The organism is Salinimicrobium sp. CAU 1759, from assembly GCF_054482715.1.
In genome coordinates this window covers 64,019-80,033 of the sequence record NZ_JBTLRK010000001.1, presented here as the reverse complement: position 1 = coordinate 80,033, position 16,015 = coordinate 64,019, and the positions used below count along the sequence as shown (strand labels likewise).

Below are 16,015 nucleotides of genomic sequence, written 5' to 3'. Positions count from 1 at the left end.
AGGATTATTTTTCTAGTAGTGGTAAAAGAACACAAAACTCTTTTTCCGTAGGTTTTAATTCTATCTCTCTGGCCGACAGTAATTCATACCTCCTGCGAATATTCTGCAGGCCTGTTTTGGTAGATTCAATACTATCTAGTCGGGGTTGAAGATTATTTTTTATAACTAATGATTTATTCTTTGAGATAATGCTTATCGATAAAGGATTCTTTCGGGTAGATCCATTATGTTTTACAGCATTTTCAATAAGCATTTGTAAAGATCCCGGAGGGAGGAGTAGATCTAGATGCTCTTTTTCTATGTCAATATCAAATCGAAGATTAGGTCCAAAGCGGGTATTAAGTAGATAGATATAAGCTTCTGTCAATTTCATTTCCTGTTCAAGACTAACCAGTTTTTTCTCACTGTGTACCAACAGGGAGCGGTAAACTGTAGAAAGCCTTGTCACAAATTCCTTTGCTTGTGCTTTATTGTAAGTAATTAAAGATCTAAGAACATTAAGGCTATTAAATAAAAAGTGAGGATTTATCTGGTTTTTTAGTCCTTCCAGTTGTGCCTGGAATGTTTCCTTCTGGAGACGGGTGGAGAGTAAGATCTTCTCCTGCAGATTTCTTTTACTACGTTCTCGCTCAACAAAGTAATAAAAGAACAGGGAAAGAATGGCCATAAAAGCAATATTAAATCGGTGACGCTCAGGCAACACTTCTATTTCAGGGAAAGCGAGCAGGAAAGGCACAAGAATAAACAGGAACAAAAGAATAGTAGAGTTAATTACGACGAGGATTGCCTCTACCAGCTTTCTTATTATAGAACTATCCTGGAAAAGATTTCTATTATTTAAAAAATTTGATATTCCTCTATGGGAAATAAAGGTGAAGAGTATAAAAATAAAGGTAAAGAAGAGTTCAAAAGCAACTACCTCATTTAATAAAGATATGCCACTTACAAAAAAGAAAGAAGCACCTTGATGATAATATATAATTGTAAAAAAGATGAGGAAACTGATGATAAAGGCTTTCAGGATCAATCCTCCCAGCCAGTTGTGATGAGGTCTTTTTACTGCAATATTTTCTTTGGCAGCAAGTCTGCTATGATCCTTTTGAGTTTTGATAAGCCGTAAAATTTCTTTACACCGGTAAATGTAAAGAATAAAAATTTTTTTAAAGTTTGTCATTGCCCGTCCAAAATTATCTCTGTTCCAGTCTCATACGAATATCAGAGTATCCCGAAAAACATCAGTCCATTTCATTTGATGCATATCCCGATTCACCTTAAAAATATCCCACTTCATCTTAATTAGGTTTCTAAGGAGCTCTAAGCATCACATATTTGTGGTGTTAGCTAACAAAAATGTCTAACCAAAAACACAAAATGATGAAGTTGTATAGAACATTAACAGTCGTGCTTTTTAGCCTTTTTGGAACCTTAAGTGTAAATGCTCAGGAGGGAGGTTTTCTTATCGGGAGCCTTGAAGACCAGAAGGAAGAAACTATTCCATTTGCTACCGTTGCAGTGATGAAATTACCCGATTCTACTATAGTTACAGGAACTACTACCGATATGGAGGGAAGATTTGAACTTGATGCCCCCGAAAAAGGGGATTATCTGTTACGCTTTAGTGCCATAGGATTCAAATCAACTTTTACTAAATCCTTTGAGGTTAACTCTCCTGCTTACCAGAAGAATTTTGGAAAGGTCGTACTTCCTGCAGAAGTCACCATGCTCAACGAAGTTATGGTACAGGCCTGGAGGCCCAGAATTCAAATGGAGGCAGACAAGATGGTAGTGAAGATCGAAGGTACTGCAATGGCCGCAGGAACTTCGGCTTTTGAGATCATTTCAAAATCTCCCGGAATCTCGGCAGACCAAAATGGAAATCTAAGCCTTAACGGAAAAAATGGAGTGAGGATCATGATCAATGGACGCTTTACCTATCTTTCAGCAGAGCAGTTAAAAACCATGCTGGAATCCATGCCGGCAGAAAACATAAAGAATTTCGAATTGATCCACAATCCACCGGCAAAGTATGATGCCGAAGGTACTGCAGGGATCATCAACATCGAGCTTAGAAAAAATGTTGCTCTTGGCTTCAATGGTAGTGTTTATGGCGGGGTTGAATTCAACAAGGAGAACTGGTATAACATGGGAACCACTCTTAACTACAGCGTAGGTAGATGGAATACATTTTTTAGTGCCGACCTCTCTAAAAGAGGATTTGTAAGGACACAAGAGATAGCAAGAGATTATACTTATGATTTTGAGTACGATTATTTCCGTCAGGAAGGGGAACAGATCGAGACTAAGTGGATCCCGTCATTCCAGGCCGGAGCAGATTACAGACTAAATGAAAACCACACTATAGGTTTTATCGGGAATTACTCATTTTATGAAGAGACCGGGAACTGGAACACCGAGACTGCCCTCGGAGAATTTGGTGAGGGAGATCTACAGACAATATCAGCAAGAAATAGAATGATCGAGGATTACGGAAATGGAAGACTGAATGTGCACTATGACGGAAAACTAGATACCATCGGCACAAAAATTTCTGTCAACCTGGATTATATAAAGCTTTCAAAAGACCTTAATTCCAATTTTACGAATAACTATTTCTTTGTTGCCGATGGAGAATCAGAGCTGGAAGAACTTTACAACCAAAGCATTTCAGATTATGAGATCTTTGCAGCTCAGACAGACCTTGATCTTCCGCTGAACAAAAGATCTAAGTTCAGCATAGGAGTTAAGGGGAGTAAGGTGATTTCAGAAAGTGATCTTAGTTTCTATATTGGTGAAAATTCTCAGGGAGAGCTGGATACCGGTCGAAGCAACAGCTTTACATACGAAGAAGAGATTTATGCTGCTTATGCTACTTACACCAACAAATTGAGCAACACCTGGAATCTTCAACTGGGATTGAGAGCTGAACAAACTGTGGGTAAAGGAATTTCTCCCACTATGAACGAGATTAACGAAAGGGAATACCTGGATCTTTTCCCGAATGTACAGTTGAGCCAAGCCGTTAATGAAAACTATCAAATACACTACTCCTACAGTAAAAGGATCAACAGACCCAATTACAGTACACTGAATCCTTTTCTGTTCTACCTTGATCCATATACCTACATAGTTGGGAATCCCGACCTGGAGCCGGAGATTACTTCTTCTTATGGAATTAATCAAACCCTCTTCGGAAGATATATGCTCATGCTGAATTACAGTAGAACTGAAGGCGCTACTGCCGAATATCCTCGTACCAACATGGAAACCGGTCAGGCGGTATTGACTACGGCCAATACAGATCACATGGAATCCTTTTCGGCTACCCTGGTTGTGCCGGTAGAGCTGGCTTCCTTCTGGAATGTTGAAAATACGGTGATCTTGAATCAAACGAATTTTGATATTCCTTACGAAGAAGGGATCGTTGAAAATGACAATTTGTTCTATTCTTTCCAGTCCAATCACAGGATTAGACTCCCCTGGAATATGGACCTGGAGGTAAATGGAAACTATATGGGACCCGTGGCTTATGGAGTGGCAACTATAGGAGATCGTTGGTTCCTTGATGCGGGCCTAAAAAAGTCATTTTTGAATGATCGACTTGATCTTACACTAAGGGCTACGGATATCTTTAGAGGAATGGAGATAGATGTGGAATCTGAATATCCGGGAAGTACTTTTGAGCTTAACCAGTACTTCTATAACAGGGGCTTTAGTATAAATCTGCGTTATAACTTTAATAACGGAAAGTCCCAGAAAGAGATCCGTCAGAACAAACTGGAAGAATTGAACAGGGCAGGAGGATAATAGGGTTCAATGTTCTACAACTTCATCAGAGATCCCAAAGGCAACTTTGGGATCTTTTTTTTCTCAGTTGGCCCAAAAATAAGACCAATGACCCAGAGTGTCAAAAATGTCGAAAATGCACTGAATTTTTCATTATCAAAATATCCCGATTCAGCCTGGAAATATCCTCCTTCATCTTTTTCAGGTTTTGAAGATGAGCTAAGTGCTTCATATTTGTCCCGTTAGCTAGCCAGACACATTTTACTAACCACAAAATTTAAATGATGAAGTCGCATAAAATTCTAATAACAGCTTTTTTAAGTTTACTAATAACCTATTCTGTTCAAGCTCAAAGTGGAGCTTTGAGCGGAAGTCTAATGGATCAAAATGAAGAATCTATTCCTTTTGCCACTGTAGCGGTTATAAAAATGCCGGACTCCACTGTAGTTACAGGATCTACAACAGAAATGGATGGGAGCTTTAACCTGAAATCCCCTGAAAATGGAAAATATGTACTTCGATTCAGTGCCATTGGTTTTGAATCTACATTCACCCCATTGTTTGAAATAGCCGATTCAGATTTTAGGAAGGATTTCGGGTTGGTTACCATGCGGGAAGAATTGACAATGCTTAATGAGGTGATGATCCAAACCTGGAGACCGCGTGTAAAGGTGGAAAATGGGAAAATGGTAATGAAGGTCCAGGGTACAGCCGTTGCTGCCGGGAGAACAGCTTATGAAATGCTTTCAAGAGCACCGGGTGTTTCGGTAGGACAGGGTGGAGAATTCATGATAAACGGAAGGGAAGGCGTAACAGTAATGTTGGACGGCCGCATGACCTACCTTTCGGCTAAAGAGCTTCAGACCTTACTGGAAAGTATGCCTGCTGAAAATATTGAGGAGATCGAAGTGATCCATAATCCTTCAGCAAAATATGACGCAGAAGGTACAGCCGGAATTCTGAATATAAGCCTTAAGAAAAATGCTGAAACAGGTCTTGCAGGAAGTATTTACGGAGGTTACAGAGTTAATCACCAGAATCTGTTCAACGGTGGAGTAAATCTTAATCACAATGCCGGAAAATTCAATTCCTACGCAAACCTTGATCTATCGGAAAGAGGTAGGTACAGGCCTCAATATGTCACCAGATCCTTTCCCGGGAATGAGAATTTCACAACCTATGAGCAATCTGGCATAGACATTAAAGAAGAGTTTGTTCCCTCTCTTCGTTTAGGAACAGACTATGATCTAAGTAAAGGACATAGTGTGGGGGCAATGGCGAACTTTATCTATAAAGATGTAGTTGCGAACTGGAACACCTTTAGTACCCTCTCGCATCCCCAGAATGGAGACTATTTGAACGTAGACGCCTTAAATGAAAGGGATGAAAAGTTTTACAATGGGCAGTTCAATGTTCATTATACCGGCGAATTGGATACTATTGGAACAACTCTTTCCGCGGATCTGGACTACGTAAGGCTTGAGAATGAAGAGAATTTCAACTTTGCGAATACTTACACTTATTTAGCCGATGGTTCTGAAGAGTTGGAGCTGTTGGAAAATGTGAGTCTTTCAGATTACAGTATCTATGCGGCTCAGGTTGATTTTACAACGCCACTTTCAGCTACTTCAAACCTTGGATTAGGATTGAAGGCAAGCAAAGTGGTTTCTGATAGTGATCTGAAATATTTTGTGATTGAAGATAATGACCGCTTCCTGGATCCTGCGATTAGTGACAGGTTCAAATATGAAGAAGAGATCTATGCAGTTTACGTGAGCTATAGTAACAGGTTTAACGAGACGTGGAATCTACAGGCAGGACTAAGGGCAGAACAAACCTATGGAGAGGGAAGATCATTTACTATGAAAGAAACAAATGAAAGAGATTATCTGGATTTTTTCCCAAATGTAATACTGGAGCAAAATGTAAGTGAGAATTATAAACTGAACTATTCTTATAGCCGCAGGATACAAAGACCTGATTATAGCAGTTTTAATCCTTCTATCTTTTATCTTGATCCTTACACCTACACAGAAGGAAACCCGGATCTACAGGCTCAGATCACTGATTCCTATAAATTAACTAATACTTTTCTCAAGAAATTTACGCTGTTATTGAGCTATGACAGTACCAAAAATTATTTCATAGAAGTGCCTGCCGCTGATGCAGAAACAGGTAGAACTTCCTTTACAACACGTAACCTGGATAATTTTAGCACATATGGTGCAACAATCATCGCACCTGTTGAACTTGCCAGCTTTTGGAATGTGAATAATACGCTGGTATTTAATCAACAGGAATATGATCTAACCATAGACGGATCTTCTGTCGAAAACGATAATTTTTTCTACATGATCCAAACTAATCATCAGGTGAATTTTCCCTGGGAGATAAAATTTGAAGTGAACGGAACATATAGAGGTCCAATGGCCTATGGCGTTTACGATATAGAAAGACAAATGTGGATAGATGCCGGTCTAAAAAAGTCATTTTTTAATGACAGGCTGGATGTGACCCTGAATGCTACAGACATCTTTCGAGGAAAAGAAATGAATGTTGCTGCAGATTACCTTGGTAATACAATCAATATAGACCAGTACTTTGATGACAGGTCTGTAAGTTTGAATTTGAGGTATACATTTAAGCCCTCCAAAGCTAAAAGCAATTCCCGCCAAAAAAGTCTGGAAGAATTGAACAGGGCGGGAGGTTAGGCCGTTCATTCTTCTGCAACTTCATCAGGAAACCCGGCATAGCCGGGTTTCTTCTTTTTAATAGGCTCTGGTGACGTTAACTAGCTTTTCTACCACCTTAATGAAAGCCATGAAGTGGAAAGGATCTGGAAAGAATAAGATTACTAAGTAAATATTAATTAAGTTTTTCGAAAGGCTATTTAATAAAGCCTTAACGAGGATTCTCTATTGTTCTGGGTACTTTCAAACCAAATTAAAAAAACAGCTATTATGAAATTAAAAAAGTTTTACCTTTTAATGTTACCAATGATTTTATTTTTAGGCCTGGTGGCATGTAGTGATGATGACGATGACGTAATTGATCCCGGAATTCCTCCCACAGGTAGTATCGTAGTTGATGACGAGGTAATGTTGGAAAACGGAACATTAACTATTAATTCTGTAAGTATGAGTAACCCGGGATGGGTTGTTCTGCACCGGGATAATAATGGTTCTCCTATGGTGCCTGAAATCATTTCTGTACCCAAAAGAGTAGAGTCGGGACCTACCCAAAATGTAACTATTGAACTTGCCGCTGGTGAAGAAGTAACCGATGGTGAGACGCTGTGGGTGATGCTTCACACAGACGGTGGAATTTTAGGTACATATGAATTTGAAACAGTGAATGATGTAGATGCCCCCATTACAGATGCACAAGGAAATATTGTGGCAGAATCTTTCATGGTTTCTGTTGAAGGTGAGGCAGTCAGTTCTTTTACTGCAAATGATCAGGACCTTGTAAATGGAGTAGTGTATGTAGAATCTATAACTATGGAACAAGACGGTTATGTGGTTATCCATGCATCCAACGAAGCGGGTGACGGACCGATGGTACCTGAAATAATCTCTGAACCTGTTTATCTTGAGGCCGGAACTTATTCAAATGTTGGTGTTCCGTTAACAGATGACGCTAACGTGGAAGCCGGCGATACTTTGTGGATCATGTTACATGAAGATACCGGTGAAGAAGGAGTATATGAATTCGATGGTGAAAATGGCTTGGATCTTCCAATCATGGATGGTGATAATGTCGTAGTATCTCCAATAACCATCAATAACGTTTCTACTACTGCAATGAGTGGTTCAATCACTGTTAGCGATCAGGCACTTGTTGATAATACTATTACCGTGGAAAACATCAACATGGACATGGAAGGATGGGTTGTAGTCCACGCTTCTAATGAAGCAGGAGACGGACCAATGGTTCCGGAAATTATTTCTATTCCTGTTTATCTTGACGCTGGGGATAACTCCTCTGTAGAGATCACTTTTGTCAATGATGTAAGTTTAGCTGCAGGAGATACGGTGTGGGTGATGTTGCATAATGATACCGGAATTGAAGGGGTCTACGAATTCAATGGTCTAAATGGCCTTGACTTACCACTTACAGATGAAAATGGAGATGTAGTTGTCACTCCTGTAACTCTGCAGTAATAATAGATCTAATAATCTTTAAAGTAAAAAGGCTGCCTTGTAAGGGCGGCCTTTTTACTTTTAATGGGGTAAATTGCAGGTGATACTTTGCCTAATCCACAACTTTTGTTCTTGATCCGTTACAATCCACGAAATCAAAACCATAAAATAAAAAAAGCCCCCAAATTTGCATTTGAGGGCTTCTGCTTTGCTTGTGGTGCCTCCAGGAATCGAACCAGGGACACAAGGATTTTCAGTCCTTTGCTCTACCAACTGAGCTAAGGCACCAGTGCTTAAAGCGGCTTACCTTGTAGTAAGCGGGTGCAAATATAGATTCAAATTTATTATCTCCCAAAGGAAAATGAAAAAAAATGCTTTTGTATTTTAGCTTTTTCAACCACCCGCTCATGAATCTCATTATTGATATTGGTAATAGCATTGCTAAACTCGCTGTTTTTCAACAAGATGATCTTAGGTATAAAACCATTGTTGATAAAGCTGAGGTTTCTGCAATAGCATCAGATTTTTTTAAACAGTATCCTGGGATCCTCCATCTCGTAATATCGAATGTTTCTTCGGCCCGGCTGGAGTTGCAGGAAGAGGTTTTAAAAAAAGTAAATATCCTTCAACTTTCGCCCTCCACACCTGTGCCCTTTAAAAATCTATATGCTACCCCTCAAACTTTAGGAAATGATCGTAAGGCGTTGGTGGCTGCCGCTGTAAAACAATATCCCGGAGAGAACGTTCTGGTAATTGACACCGGTACTTGTATTACTTATGACTTTAAAAATGCTTCAGAAGAATATTTGGGCGGCGGAATTTCTCCCGGCTTAAAAATGCGTTTTCTGGCCCTAAATACTTTCACTGCAAATCTCCCGTTGATAGAAGTAGGAGAAGAACATCCGCTTATTGGAGATTCAACAGCTGCTTCAATAACTTCGGGTGTCGTAAATGGGGTGCTAATGGAAATTGAGGGGACAATTAATAGGTATAAAGAAAAATATTCAAATTTACACTGTATTATTACAGGTGGAGACGCAACTTTCTTGTCTGGAAACTTAAAAAATGGCATATTTGCCAACTCCAATTTCTTGTTGGAGGGCTTAAATTTTATTCTCGAATCTAATATCGATCAATGACAAAACGATTTTTTATAATCGTATTCATTTTATTTTCAGTGATTACGACCGCTCAAGAGCGAACCTCTTCACCTTATTCTTTCTACGGGATAGGGTTGAATACTTTTAGAGGGACCGTGGAAAATAAATCAATGGGTGGTCTCGGCATATATTCAGATAGCATACACGTAAATCTGCAGAATCCTGCTGCTCTAGGCAGGCTTAGACTTACTACCTACACGGTGGGGGTGAGCAACACAACCGTCAATATGAAATCTGATGCCGAAAGTTCGACTATTAGTACTTCTTCCCTGGATTATCTCGCGGTGGGAATTCCTACGGGAAAATTGGGATTTGCTTTTGGTCTTGTGCCTTATTCTTCTGTGGGTTACAATATTACCGATCTTGATGAAGATGGTGGAGTGGCTAGTCGGTTTTCTGGAAAGGGAGGTCTTAACAGCGTATTTCTTTCTGCGGGATATGCGTTTACATCAAACTTAAGTCTTGGAGCTGAAGCCAGTTATAACTTCGGGAATATTCAAAACAAAAGTATCTTCCTTCAGGATGACGTACAGTTTGGATCGAGAGAGATCAATCGTAGTGATCTGAGTGGATTTACCTTTAAGATTGGTCTTGATTATGAAAGAATGCTGGGGGAGGATTTGCAATTCAAACTGGGAACTCACTACACCCCGGGAGCTGATCTTAAGGCCGAAAACAACATGGAGCTGGCAACGCTACTGTTAGGAGCCGAAGGTCAGGAATTAACAGTAGATACTCGTGATGTTGCAGTGTCAAATTCAGATTTTTCACTTCCTTCAAGTCTTAGTGTAGGTGCAGGAATAGGAAAGCCTAAAAAGTGGTTTTTAGGCGCCGAATTCGTAACTTCAGAAGCAGGAGACTATAGTAACAGAGCTTTTGCAATTGAAGGAGCGTCTTTTGAGCAGGCTTCGAAATATAGAGTTGGAGGCTATTATATCCCTAATTACAATTCACTCACAAGTTATTTTAATCGTATCGTTTACCGTGGGGGACTGCGAATGGAAGAGACAGGGCTCCACCTCAATGGGGAATCAATTAATGAGTTTGGCATAGCTTTTGGATTAGGACTACCAGCAGGAAGAATGTTGACCAATATTAACCTCGGGTTTGAGTATGGACAGCGCGGTACAACAAGTTCAGGACTAATTCAGGAAAACTTTTTCAATGCTATGATAAGCCTCTCTTTAAATGACAGATGGTTTATAAAAAGAAGATTTGAATAATCACAACTATTAATCAGGAATAAAACTTATACTATGAAAACCAAGGTAATACTTTTTCTTTCGGGGGTCCTCCTGGGTACAGGAGCCTTGCAGGCACAAGCGAACCAGGAGTGTGCCACCACTGCGGCCCTGGCCTACAGTGATGCAAAAGCCAAGAACTATGATGCTGCTTGGACAAGGATTGAGACCCTAAGAAAAGATTGTCCCTCATATCATATAGCTACTTATCAATACGGAGAAAGAATTTTAAAAGATCGTCTTGAAAAGGCAGCAGAGGGTGAAAAAGCAATAATAGCAAAAGAATTGATCTCTTTATATAAAGAGCGTCTACAGCATTTTCCTTCTAAGACAGATGCCGGAGATGTGAATGCAGACATTGCGCAGTTAATGTATGATGTCAAGATGGGAACCGCAGAGGAGCAGTTTGAAGCTTTTGATAAAGCCTTTAAACAAGACCCTAACAGTCTTAATGCAAAATCCCTATATACTTACTTCTACTTATTAGTGGAATTACAGGATGCAGGTAAAAAAGATCTTCAGCAAGTTTTTGACATGTATGATGTCGTAATTGCAAAGCTTGAAGAGCAGGAGAATGAGACAGCAGAATCTTTGGCAAAACTTATTGAAAAGCAAGAAGCAGGTGAAGAGCTTTCAAGTAAAGAGAAGACAAGGCTAAATGCATATGAAAAGAACCTTGTGGCTTACAGTGCCGTTAAGGGAAGTATTAATGCTAAGCTAGGTCAGCGTGCAGACTGTGATAACCTTATCCCGTTGTACAGCAAAGACTTTGAAGCTAAAAAATCGGATACAGAGTGGTTGAAGCGTGTGAATAGCAGGTTGTCGGCTAAAGATTGTACAGAAGATCCACTTTTTGTAAAGGTATCTGAAGCATTGCACAAGCTGGAGCCGTCTGCAAGTTCTGCTTATTCTTTAGGTCAGTTGGCTGAGGCTAACGGGAATATGTCTAAGGCTATGGAGTATTACAACCAGGCAGCCGAATTGCAGAAAGATCCTTCTGTGAGAGCGAACATCTACTATAGAATCGCCAATAACATGAAAGAAAAAGGACAATTTGGACAGGCGAGAAACATGTATAGAAAAGCTATTAGTTCAAAGCCTTCTCTAGGTAGAGCTTATCTTCAGATTGCTAATATGATCGCACAAAGTGCAAACAACTGTGGTGAGACGGCTTTTGATAAAAGAGCGGTTTACTGGAAAGCTGCCGAGTATGCTGAAAGAGCTGCAAGAGTAGATCCTTCAATAAGCAGTACTGCTAATGAAACTGCAGCAGCGTATAGAGGTCGTGCTCCACAGAGAAGTGATATCTTCCAGAACGACATGCAGGGTAAAACTATCAATATTGGGTGTTGGATAGGAGAGAGCGTAAGAGTACCTAATTTGTAATATGAATTCCACATATAGGAAAATTTCTAAAAGCATTGTCACGACCCTTGTTTTGACAATGCTTTTTTCATGTGAAGGCAATTTAAAAGGTGTTCAGCAAATGGATATACCGGAAGACGCCCCGCAATCTATTGGCACGGGTATTCATTTAAAGTATATTGATTCCGGCCTGGTGGTAGCTACTTTGAAAAGTGAGACCATGAGAGACTTCTCTAATAAAGAGTTCCCCTACCGTGAATTTCCCGACGGGCTTATGGTCGAATTTTTTGATGAGGAGCGAAAAAAGAATACTGTCACCGCTGAATACGGCGTGGTCTATAACGATACTGGCCTAATTGATCTTCAGGGAAACGTGGTGGTGGTTACCAGTGATAGCACGAAATTAATGGCAGATCAGCTTTACTGGGACCAAAGAAGGAACTGGGTATTTACAGATCGTCCCAATATCATTCGATTTAAGAATGGCGCACTTAACGAAGGCCAGGGTTTTGATAGTAATCAGGAATTCAGTAATTTCCGTTCAAGGTCTAACATTGGTGTTCAAATTTTAGAAGAAGACAAAAAATGATGAAATTTTCGAAATTCTTTGAATTTGCCTATTTGGCAGCAGCTGCTTTCTTTCTTTATGAGGCTATTGTCATTTGGGATGAACAGCGCAATCAGGCTTATCTTTTTCTTTTCTTTGTTGTAATTGGTGTTTTTATGTTCTTCTTTAGGAGGCACTTCAGGCATAAATATGGAAACCGTAAGAAATAGGTTCTATGGCCTTTGAAATTGTAATCATCCTCTGTTCCCTCGTCCTTTCAGCATTCTTTTCGGGGATGGAGATCGCTTACGTATCTGCCAATAAGATACATGTAGAAATCGAGAAAAAGCAGAACGATTTTCTTGCCAGGATCTTAACACGCTTAACACGTAAGCCTTCCAAGTTCATTGCCACCATGCTTGTTGGAAATAATATTGCACTGGTGATCTACGGGTTTTTTATGGGTGATCTCTTAATGGAGCTGCTCGCACCTGGAAATTTCACTAATGAAATTGTCGTATACCTGCTAACGGACCTTAGTTTGGTTACCCAGACCATTATTTCCACACTTATCATATTATTGACAGCAGAGTTTCTTCCTAAAGTATTCTTTCAGATCTATGCGAATTTCCTGCTTAAGTTCTTCGCTGTTCCCGCTTATCTTTTTTACCTGCTATTTAGCTTCATTTCCTCGTTTGTTATATGGATTTCCGATCTCGTCTTAAAGCGGTTCTTTAAAACTCAGGGGGATGAGGTACAGCTGGCATTCACAAAGGTTGAACTTGGGAATTACATTTCAGAGCAAATGGAGAAAGTGGAACACGACCAGGAGGTAGATTCCGAGATTCAGATCTTTCAGAATGCCCTGGAATTTTCTGAAGTAAAATCGAGGGAGGTAATGATCCCGCGCACCGAGATCGTGGCCGTTGATATTACCACAGATCCCAGGGAGCTGGTGGAAACCTTTACCGCAACTGGGCTATCAAAGATCCTTGTTTACAAAGAGAACATTGATGACATCATTGGTTATATTCACTCTTTTGAACTTTTTAAAAAGCCATCGACCATCAAATCTATTTTGTTGCCGGTAGTTTTTGTTCCTGAAACTATGTTAGTGAAAGATGTGCTTAATATTCTTATAAAAAAAAGAAAGAGTATTGCAGTGGTGATTGATGAATACGGAGGCACGAGTGGGATGATGACGGTAGAGGATATTGTGGAAGAGTTGTTTGGGGAAATTGAGGATGAGCATGATCCGGTTATTTTAATCGAAGAAAAGCTGGAGGAAAATAAATTTTTATTCGCTGCAAGACTTGAGGTTGATTATCTCAATGAGACCTATAAGCTGGACATACCAATTGGAGAGAATTATGAGACCTTGGGAGGCTATATACTAGATCATACCGAAGAAATCCCTCCTAAAGATGGTGTGGTCGAAATTGACAATTTTATCTTTCATATTAAAGAGGTTGCCAACACCAGGATCGAGCTTGTAGAGGTCATTGTGAATCCTGAAGATTAATTTCCATCATTTCCTTACATTTTGAAGATTTATAGTTTTTTTAATAAAGCTAAAAACGTTATTTTCGCCCCCTATATTTTTAGAATTAACAACTTAGATAATGGCAGTATTAAATTCAATAAGGCAACGTTCGGTCTTCCTGATCGTTATCATTGCTTTGGCACTTTTCTCTTTCGTTTTGGCCGATGTAATTAGGAACGGAGGGATGGTTTCCCAAAAATCACAAAATACAATTGCTACCATCAATGGCGAAGATATTGAGAGAGAGCAGTTCGCCAGGCAGGTAGAGGCTTTCCAACGCAATATGGGACCAAATGCGTCTACTGCTCAGGCAGTGAACCGGGTTTGGGAAATGAACGTAAGACAGGCATTGCTTAAGGAGCAATTTGAAGAGCTTGGGATACGTGTTGAAGAAGCACAGGTGAAGGAAATGATAAGAAAAGAACTTGGTGGTAATCCAGATTTCACGAATGAAGCCGGAGTATTTGATGAGGCAAGACTTAGAGAATATGTTGCGACATTGAAATCTACTTCTCCACAAGCTTACCAGCAGTGGCTTGACTATGAAACCAGTCTTGCCGAAGCAGCCAGAGAGCAAATCTATCTTAACCTGGTAAGGGCCGGAGTTGGAGCTACGCTTTTAGAAGGAGAGCAGGCTTACAAATTTGCTAATGAAAGTGTAGATATGGAGTTTGTACAGATTCCTTACACTTCTGTAGATGATGCTGAAGTTGAAGTTTCTAAAGCTGAGATAAGAGATTATATTAAAGCTCATCCAGGTAGGTTTAAAACCGAGGCCACCCGTGATATCCAGTATGTTCTTTACGAAGAGTCAGCATCTCCCGAAGATGAAGCTGAAGTTAAAACTGAGCTACTTGGCCTTCTAAACAACAGAGTTGAATTTAATGCCGCTACAAATTCTAATGATACTGTGGAAGGTTTTGCAACTACACGTGAATGGGAAACCCTTGTCAATGAAAGATCTGATGACAAATTTCAGGATAGATTCATTTTCAAGAATCAGTTGCCGGCTGAACATGCCGATTCTCTTTTCAATCTTAATGAAGGAGAAGTTTATGGTCCTTTCAAGTTCAATGGTTCATGGAGAATTTCCAGGGTAGTTGAAACTGCACAAATTCCCGATTCTGCACAGGCAAGACATATTCTTGTAGCTTGGCAAGGTTCTCCGGTAGGAGGACAGGTTAGCAGGAGCAAGCAAGAGGCACAACAGTTAGCCGATAGTCTTGCTAATGTGGTAAGAAACAACAACGATAAGTTTGCCGAAATGGCTTCTCAATTCTCTGCCGATGCTTCTAATAAAGAGGATGCAGGGGAACTAGGATGGTTTACTCCTGGAGCAATGGTGCCGGCATTTAATGATTTTGTATTCAACAACAATGAAGGAACCATTGGAGTAGTTGAGACTCAATTTGGTTACCACGTGATACACATACAGGAGCAGACAGATAGGGAAAGAGCGGTAAAACTTGCTACGATCTCAAGAGCTATTGAACCTTCAGAAAAGACATCCAATGAACTTTTTGCTGAAGTTACAAGGTTTGAATTGGCTGCAAAAGATGGAAACTTTAGTGATCTCGCGAAAGAAGGAGGAAAAGAAGTGAGGCCGGTCAAAGAAATTCAGCAACTCGAAGAGAATATCCCGGGAATTGGAGCTCAGAGAAGAATTGTTCAGTGGGCTTTTGAAGAAGACGTAGAAGTTGGAGACATTAGAAGATTTGAAGTACCTTCAGGTTATGTGGTTGCTCAGGTAACTGCAGTTAATAAAGGCGGACTTAAATCTGCTGAAGCTGCTTCTTCAACTGTTATTCCTATTCTTCAGAAAGAGAAAAAAGCTGAGATTATTAAAGGGCGTATTAACGGCAGCACACTTGAAGCCATTGCACAGAACCAGAATGTACAGGTGAATACTGCCAATGCAGTTAACCGTAACAGCCCCACTCTTCCCGGAGTAGGAAGTGAACCAAAAGTTGTTGGTTACGCTTTTGGTCTTGAGACCGGTAAGGTAAGCAGCCCTGTTGCAGGTGAAAAGGGAGTATTTGTTATTAAAGTACTTCAAAAGAACGATGCGCCTCAAATGGAATCTTACAGGCCGTATGCAGCAAGAGAAGCTACTGCACGTAGAACAACTGTAAATACTGAAGTTTTTGAAGCTCTTGAAGAAGCTGCAGAGATCGAGGATAACCGCGCAAGGTTCTACTAGAAAAGTATATCAATAATAAAAAAATGCCCTCAAA

General features: G+C 40.0%; 12 protein-coding genes and 1 tRNA gene. 11 read left to right on the top strand and 2 right to left on the bottom strand.

Annotated features, from left to right (window positions below):
- Positions 1–4: 4 nt before the first annotated feature.
- Positions 5–1,174: a sensor histidine kinase gene (locus ACXYMT_RS00295; protein WP_459057099.1), complete on the bottom strand. Its 1,170-nt coding sequence runs from the start codon at positions 1,172–1,174 to the stop codon at positions 5–7.
- 197 nt (positions 1,175–1,371) lie between these two features.
- On the opposite strand from ACXYMT_RS00295, the gene ACXYMT_RS00290 reads away from it, so the two are divergent.
- The 4 genes from ACXYMT_RS00290 to ACXYMT_RS00275 all read left to right on the top strand — a co-directional run bounded on the left by ACXYMT_RS00290 (position 1,372) and on the right by ACXYMT_RS00275 (position 7,946).
- Complete coding sequence (locus ACXYMT_RS00290; RefSeq protein ID WP_459057098.1) at positions 1,372–3,804, top strand: TonB-dependent receptor; 2,433 nt, start codon at positions 1,372–1,374, stop codon at positions 3,802–3,804.
- Between the two features lie 9 nt (positions 3,805–3,813).
- Complete coding sequence (locus ACXYMT_RS00285; RefSeq protein WP_459057097.1) at positions 3,814–4,029, top strand: hypothetical protein; 216 nt, start codon at positions 3,814–3,816, stop codon at positions 4,027–4,029.
- Between the two features lie 35 nt (positions 4,030–4,064).
- On the top strand, positions 4,065–6,494 hold the full coding sequence (locus tag ACXYMT_RS00280; RefSeq protein WP_459057096.1) for a TonB-dependent receptor: 2,430 nt from the start codon (positions 4,065–4,067) through the stop codon (positions 6,492–6,494).
- A gap of 249 nt (positions 6,495–6,743) precedes the next feature.
- Complete coding sequence (locus ACXYMT_RS00275) at positions 6,744–7,946, top strand: DUF7282 domain-containing protein (RefSeq protein WP_459057095.1); 1,203 nt, start codon at positions 6,744–6,746, stop codon at positions 7,944–7,946.
- Positions 7,947–8,140: 194 nt separating this feature from the next.
- Here ACXYMT_RS00275 and ACXYMT_RS00270 read toward each other — a convergent pair.
- Positions 8,141–8,213 (bottom strand) — tRNA-Phe (locus ACXYMT_RS00270).
- A gap of 119 nt (positions 8,214–8,332) precedes the next feature.
- Between ACXYMT_RS00270 and ACXYMT_RS00265 the strand changes: the two genes are divergently transcribed.
- The 7 genes from ACXYMT_RS00265 to ACXYMT_RS00235 all read left to right on the top strand — a co-directional run bounded on the left by ACXYMT_RS00265 (position 8,333) and on the right by ACXYMT_RS00235 (position 15,981).
- Positions 8,333–9,064, top strand: a complete 732-nt coding sequence (locus ACXYMT_RS00265) for a type III pantothenate kinase (protein WP_459057094.1) — start codon at positions 8,333–8,335, stop codon at positions 9,062–9,064.
- Positions 9,061–10,308 (top strand): hypothetical protein, encoded by a 1,248-nt coding sequence (locus tag ACXYMT_RS00260; RefSeq protein ID WP_459057093.1) that lies wholly within the window; start codon positions 9,061–9,063, stop codon positions 10,306–10,308. Before ACXYMT_RS00265 ends, ACXYMT_RS00260 begins: the two co-directional genes overlap by 4 nt.
- Positions 10,309–10,341: 33 nt before the next feature.
- On the top strand, positions 10,342–11,712 hold the full coding sequence (locus ACXYMT_RS00255) for a hypothetical protein (RefSeq protein ID WP_459057092.1): 1,371 nt from the start codon (positions 10,342–10,344) through the stop codon (positions 11,710–11,712).
- A 1-nt stretch (position 11,713) separates the two neighbouring features.
- Entirely contained in the window at positions 11,714–12,280 is a 567-nt protein-coding gene (lptC, locus tag ACXYMT_RS00250; RefSeq protein ID WP_459057091.1) for an LPS export ABC transporter periplasmic protein LptC, read from the top strand.
- Positions 12,277–12,468, top strand: a complete 192-nt coding sequence (locus ACXYMT_RS00245; RefSeq protein ID WP_459057090.1) for a hypothetical protein — start codon at positions 12,277–12,279, stop codon at positions 12,466–12,468. Before lptC ends, ACXYMT_RS00245 begins: the two co-directional genes overlap by 4 nt.
- 5 nt (positions 12,469–12,473) lie before the next feature.
- Entirely contained in the window at positions 12,474–13,760 is a 1,287-nt protein-coding gene (locus ACXYMT_RS00240) for a hemolysin family protein (protein WP_459057089.1), read from the top strand.
- A 100-nt stretch (positions 13,761–13,860) separates the two neighbouring features.
- A complete protein-coding gene (locus tag ACXYMT_RS00235) occupies positions 13,861–15,981 on the top strand; it encodes a peptidylprolyl isomerase (protein WP_459057088.1) in 2,121 nt (706 codons plus the stop codon).
- Positions 15,982–16,015 lie beyond the last annotated feature (34 nt).

Coding starts and splice junctions, on each gene's coding strand:
- ACXYMT_RS00245 (WP_459057090.1), top strand. CDS start 12,277: ATGATGAAATTTTCGAAATTCTTTGAATTTGCCTATTTGGCAGCAGCT.
- ACXYMT_RS00295 (WP_459057099.1), bottom strand. CDS start 1,174: ATGACAAACTTTAAAAAAATTTTTATTCTTTACATTTACCGGTGTAAA.
- ACXYMT_RS00255 (WP_459057092.1), top strand. CDS start 10,342: ATGAAAACCAAGGTAATACTTTTTCTTTCGGGGGTCCTCCTGGGTACA.
- ACXYMT_RS00235 (WP_459057088.1), top strand. CDS start 13,861: ATGGCAGTATTAAATTCAATAAGGCAACGTTCGGTCTTCCTGATCGTT.
- lptC (WP_459057091.1), top strand. CDS start 11,714: ATGAATTCCACATATAGGAAAATTTCTAAAAGCATTGTCACGACCCTT.
- ACXYMT_RS00285 (WP_459057097.1), top strand. CDS start 3,814: ATGTTCTACAACTTCATCAGAGATCCCAAAGGCAACTTTGGGATCTTT.
- ACXYMT_RS00260 (WP_459057093.1), top strand. CDS start 9,061: ATGACAAAACGATTTTTTATAATCGTATTCATTTTATTTTCAGTGATT.
- ACXYMT_RS00240 (WP_459057089.1), top strand. CDS start 12,474: ATGGCCTTTGAAATTGTAATCATCCTCTGTTCCCTCGTCCTTTCAGCA.
- ACXYMT_RS00275 (WP_459057095.1), top strand. CDS start 6,744: ATGAAATTAAAAAAGTTTTACCTTTTAATGTTACCAATGATTTTATTT.
- ACXYMT_RS00265 (WP_459057094.1), top strand. CDS start 8,333: ATGAATCTCATTATTGATATTGGTAATAGCATTGCTAAACTCGCTGTT.
- ACXYMT_RS00290 (WP_459057098.1), top strand. CDS start 1,372: ATGATGAAGTTGTATAGAACATTAACAGTCGTGCTTTTTAGCCTTTTT.
- ACXYMT_RS00280 (WP_459057096.1), top strand. CDS start 4,065: ATGATGAAGTCGCATAAAATTCTAATAACAGCTTTTTTAAGTTTACTA.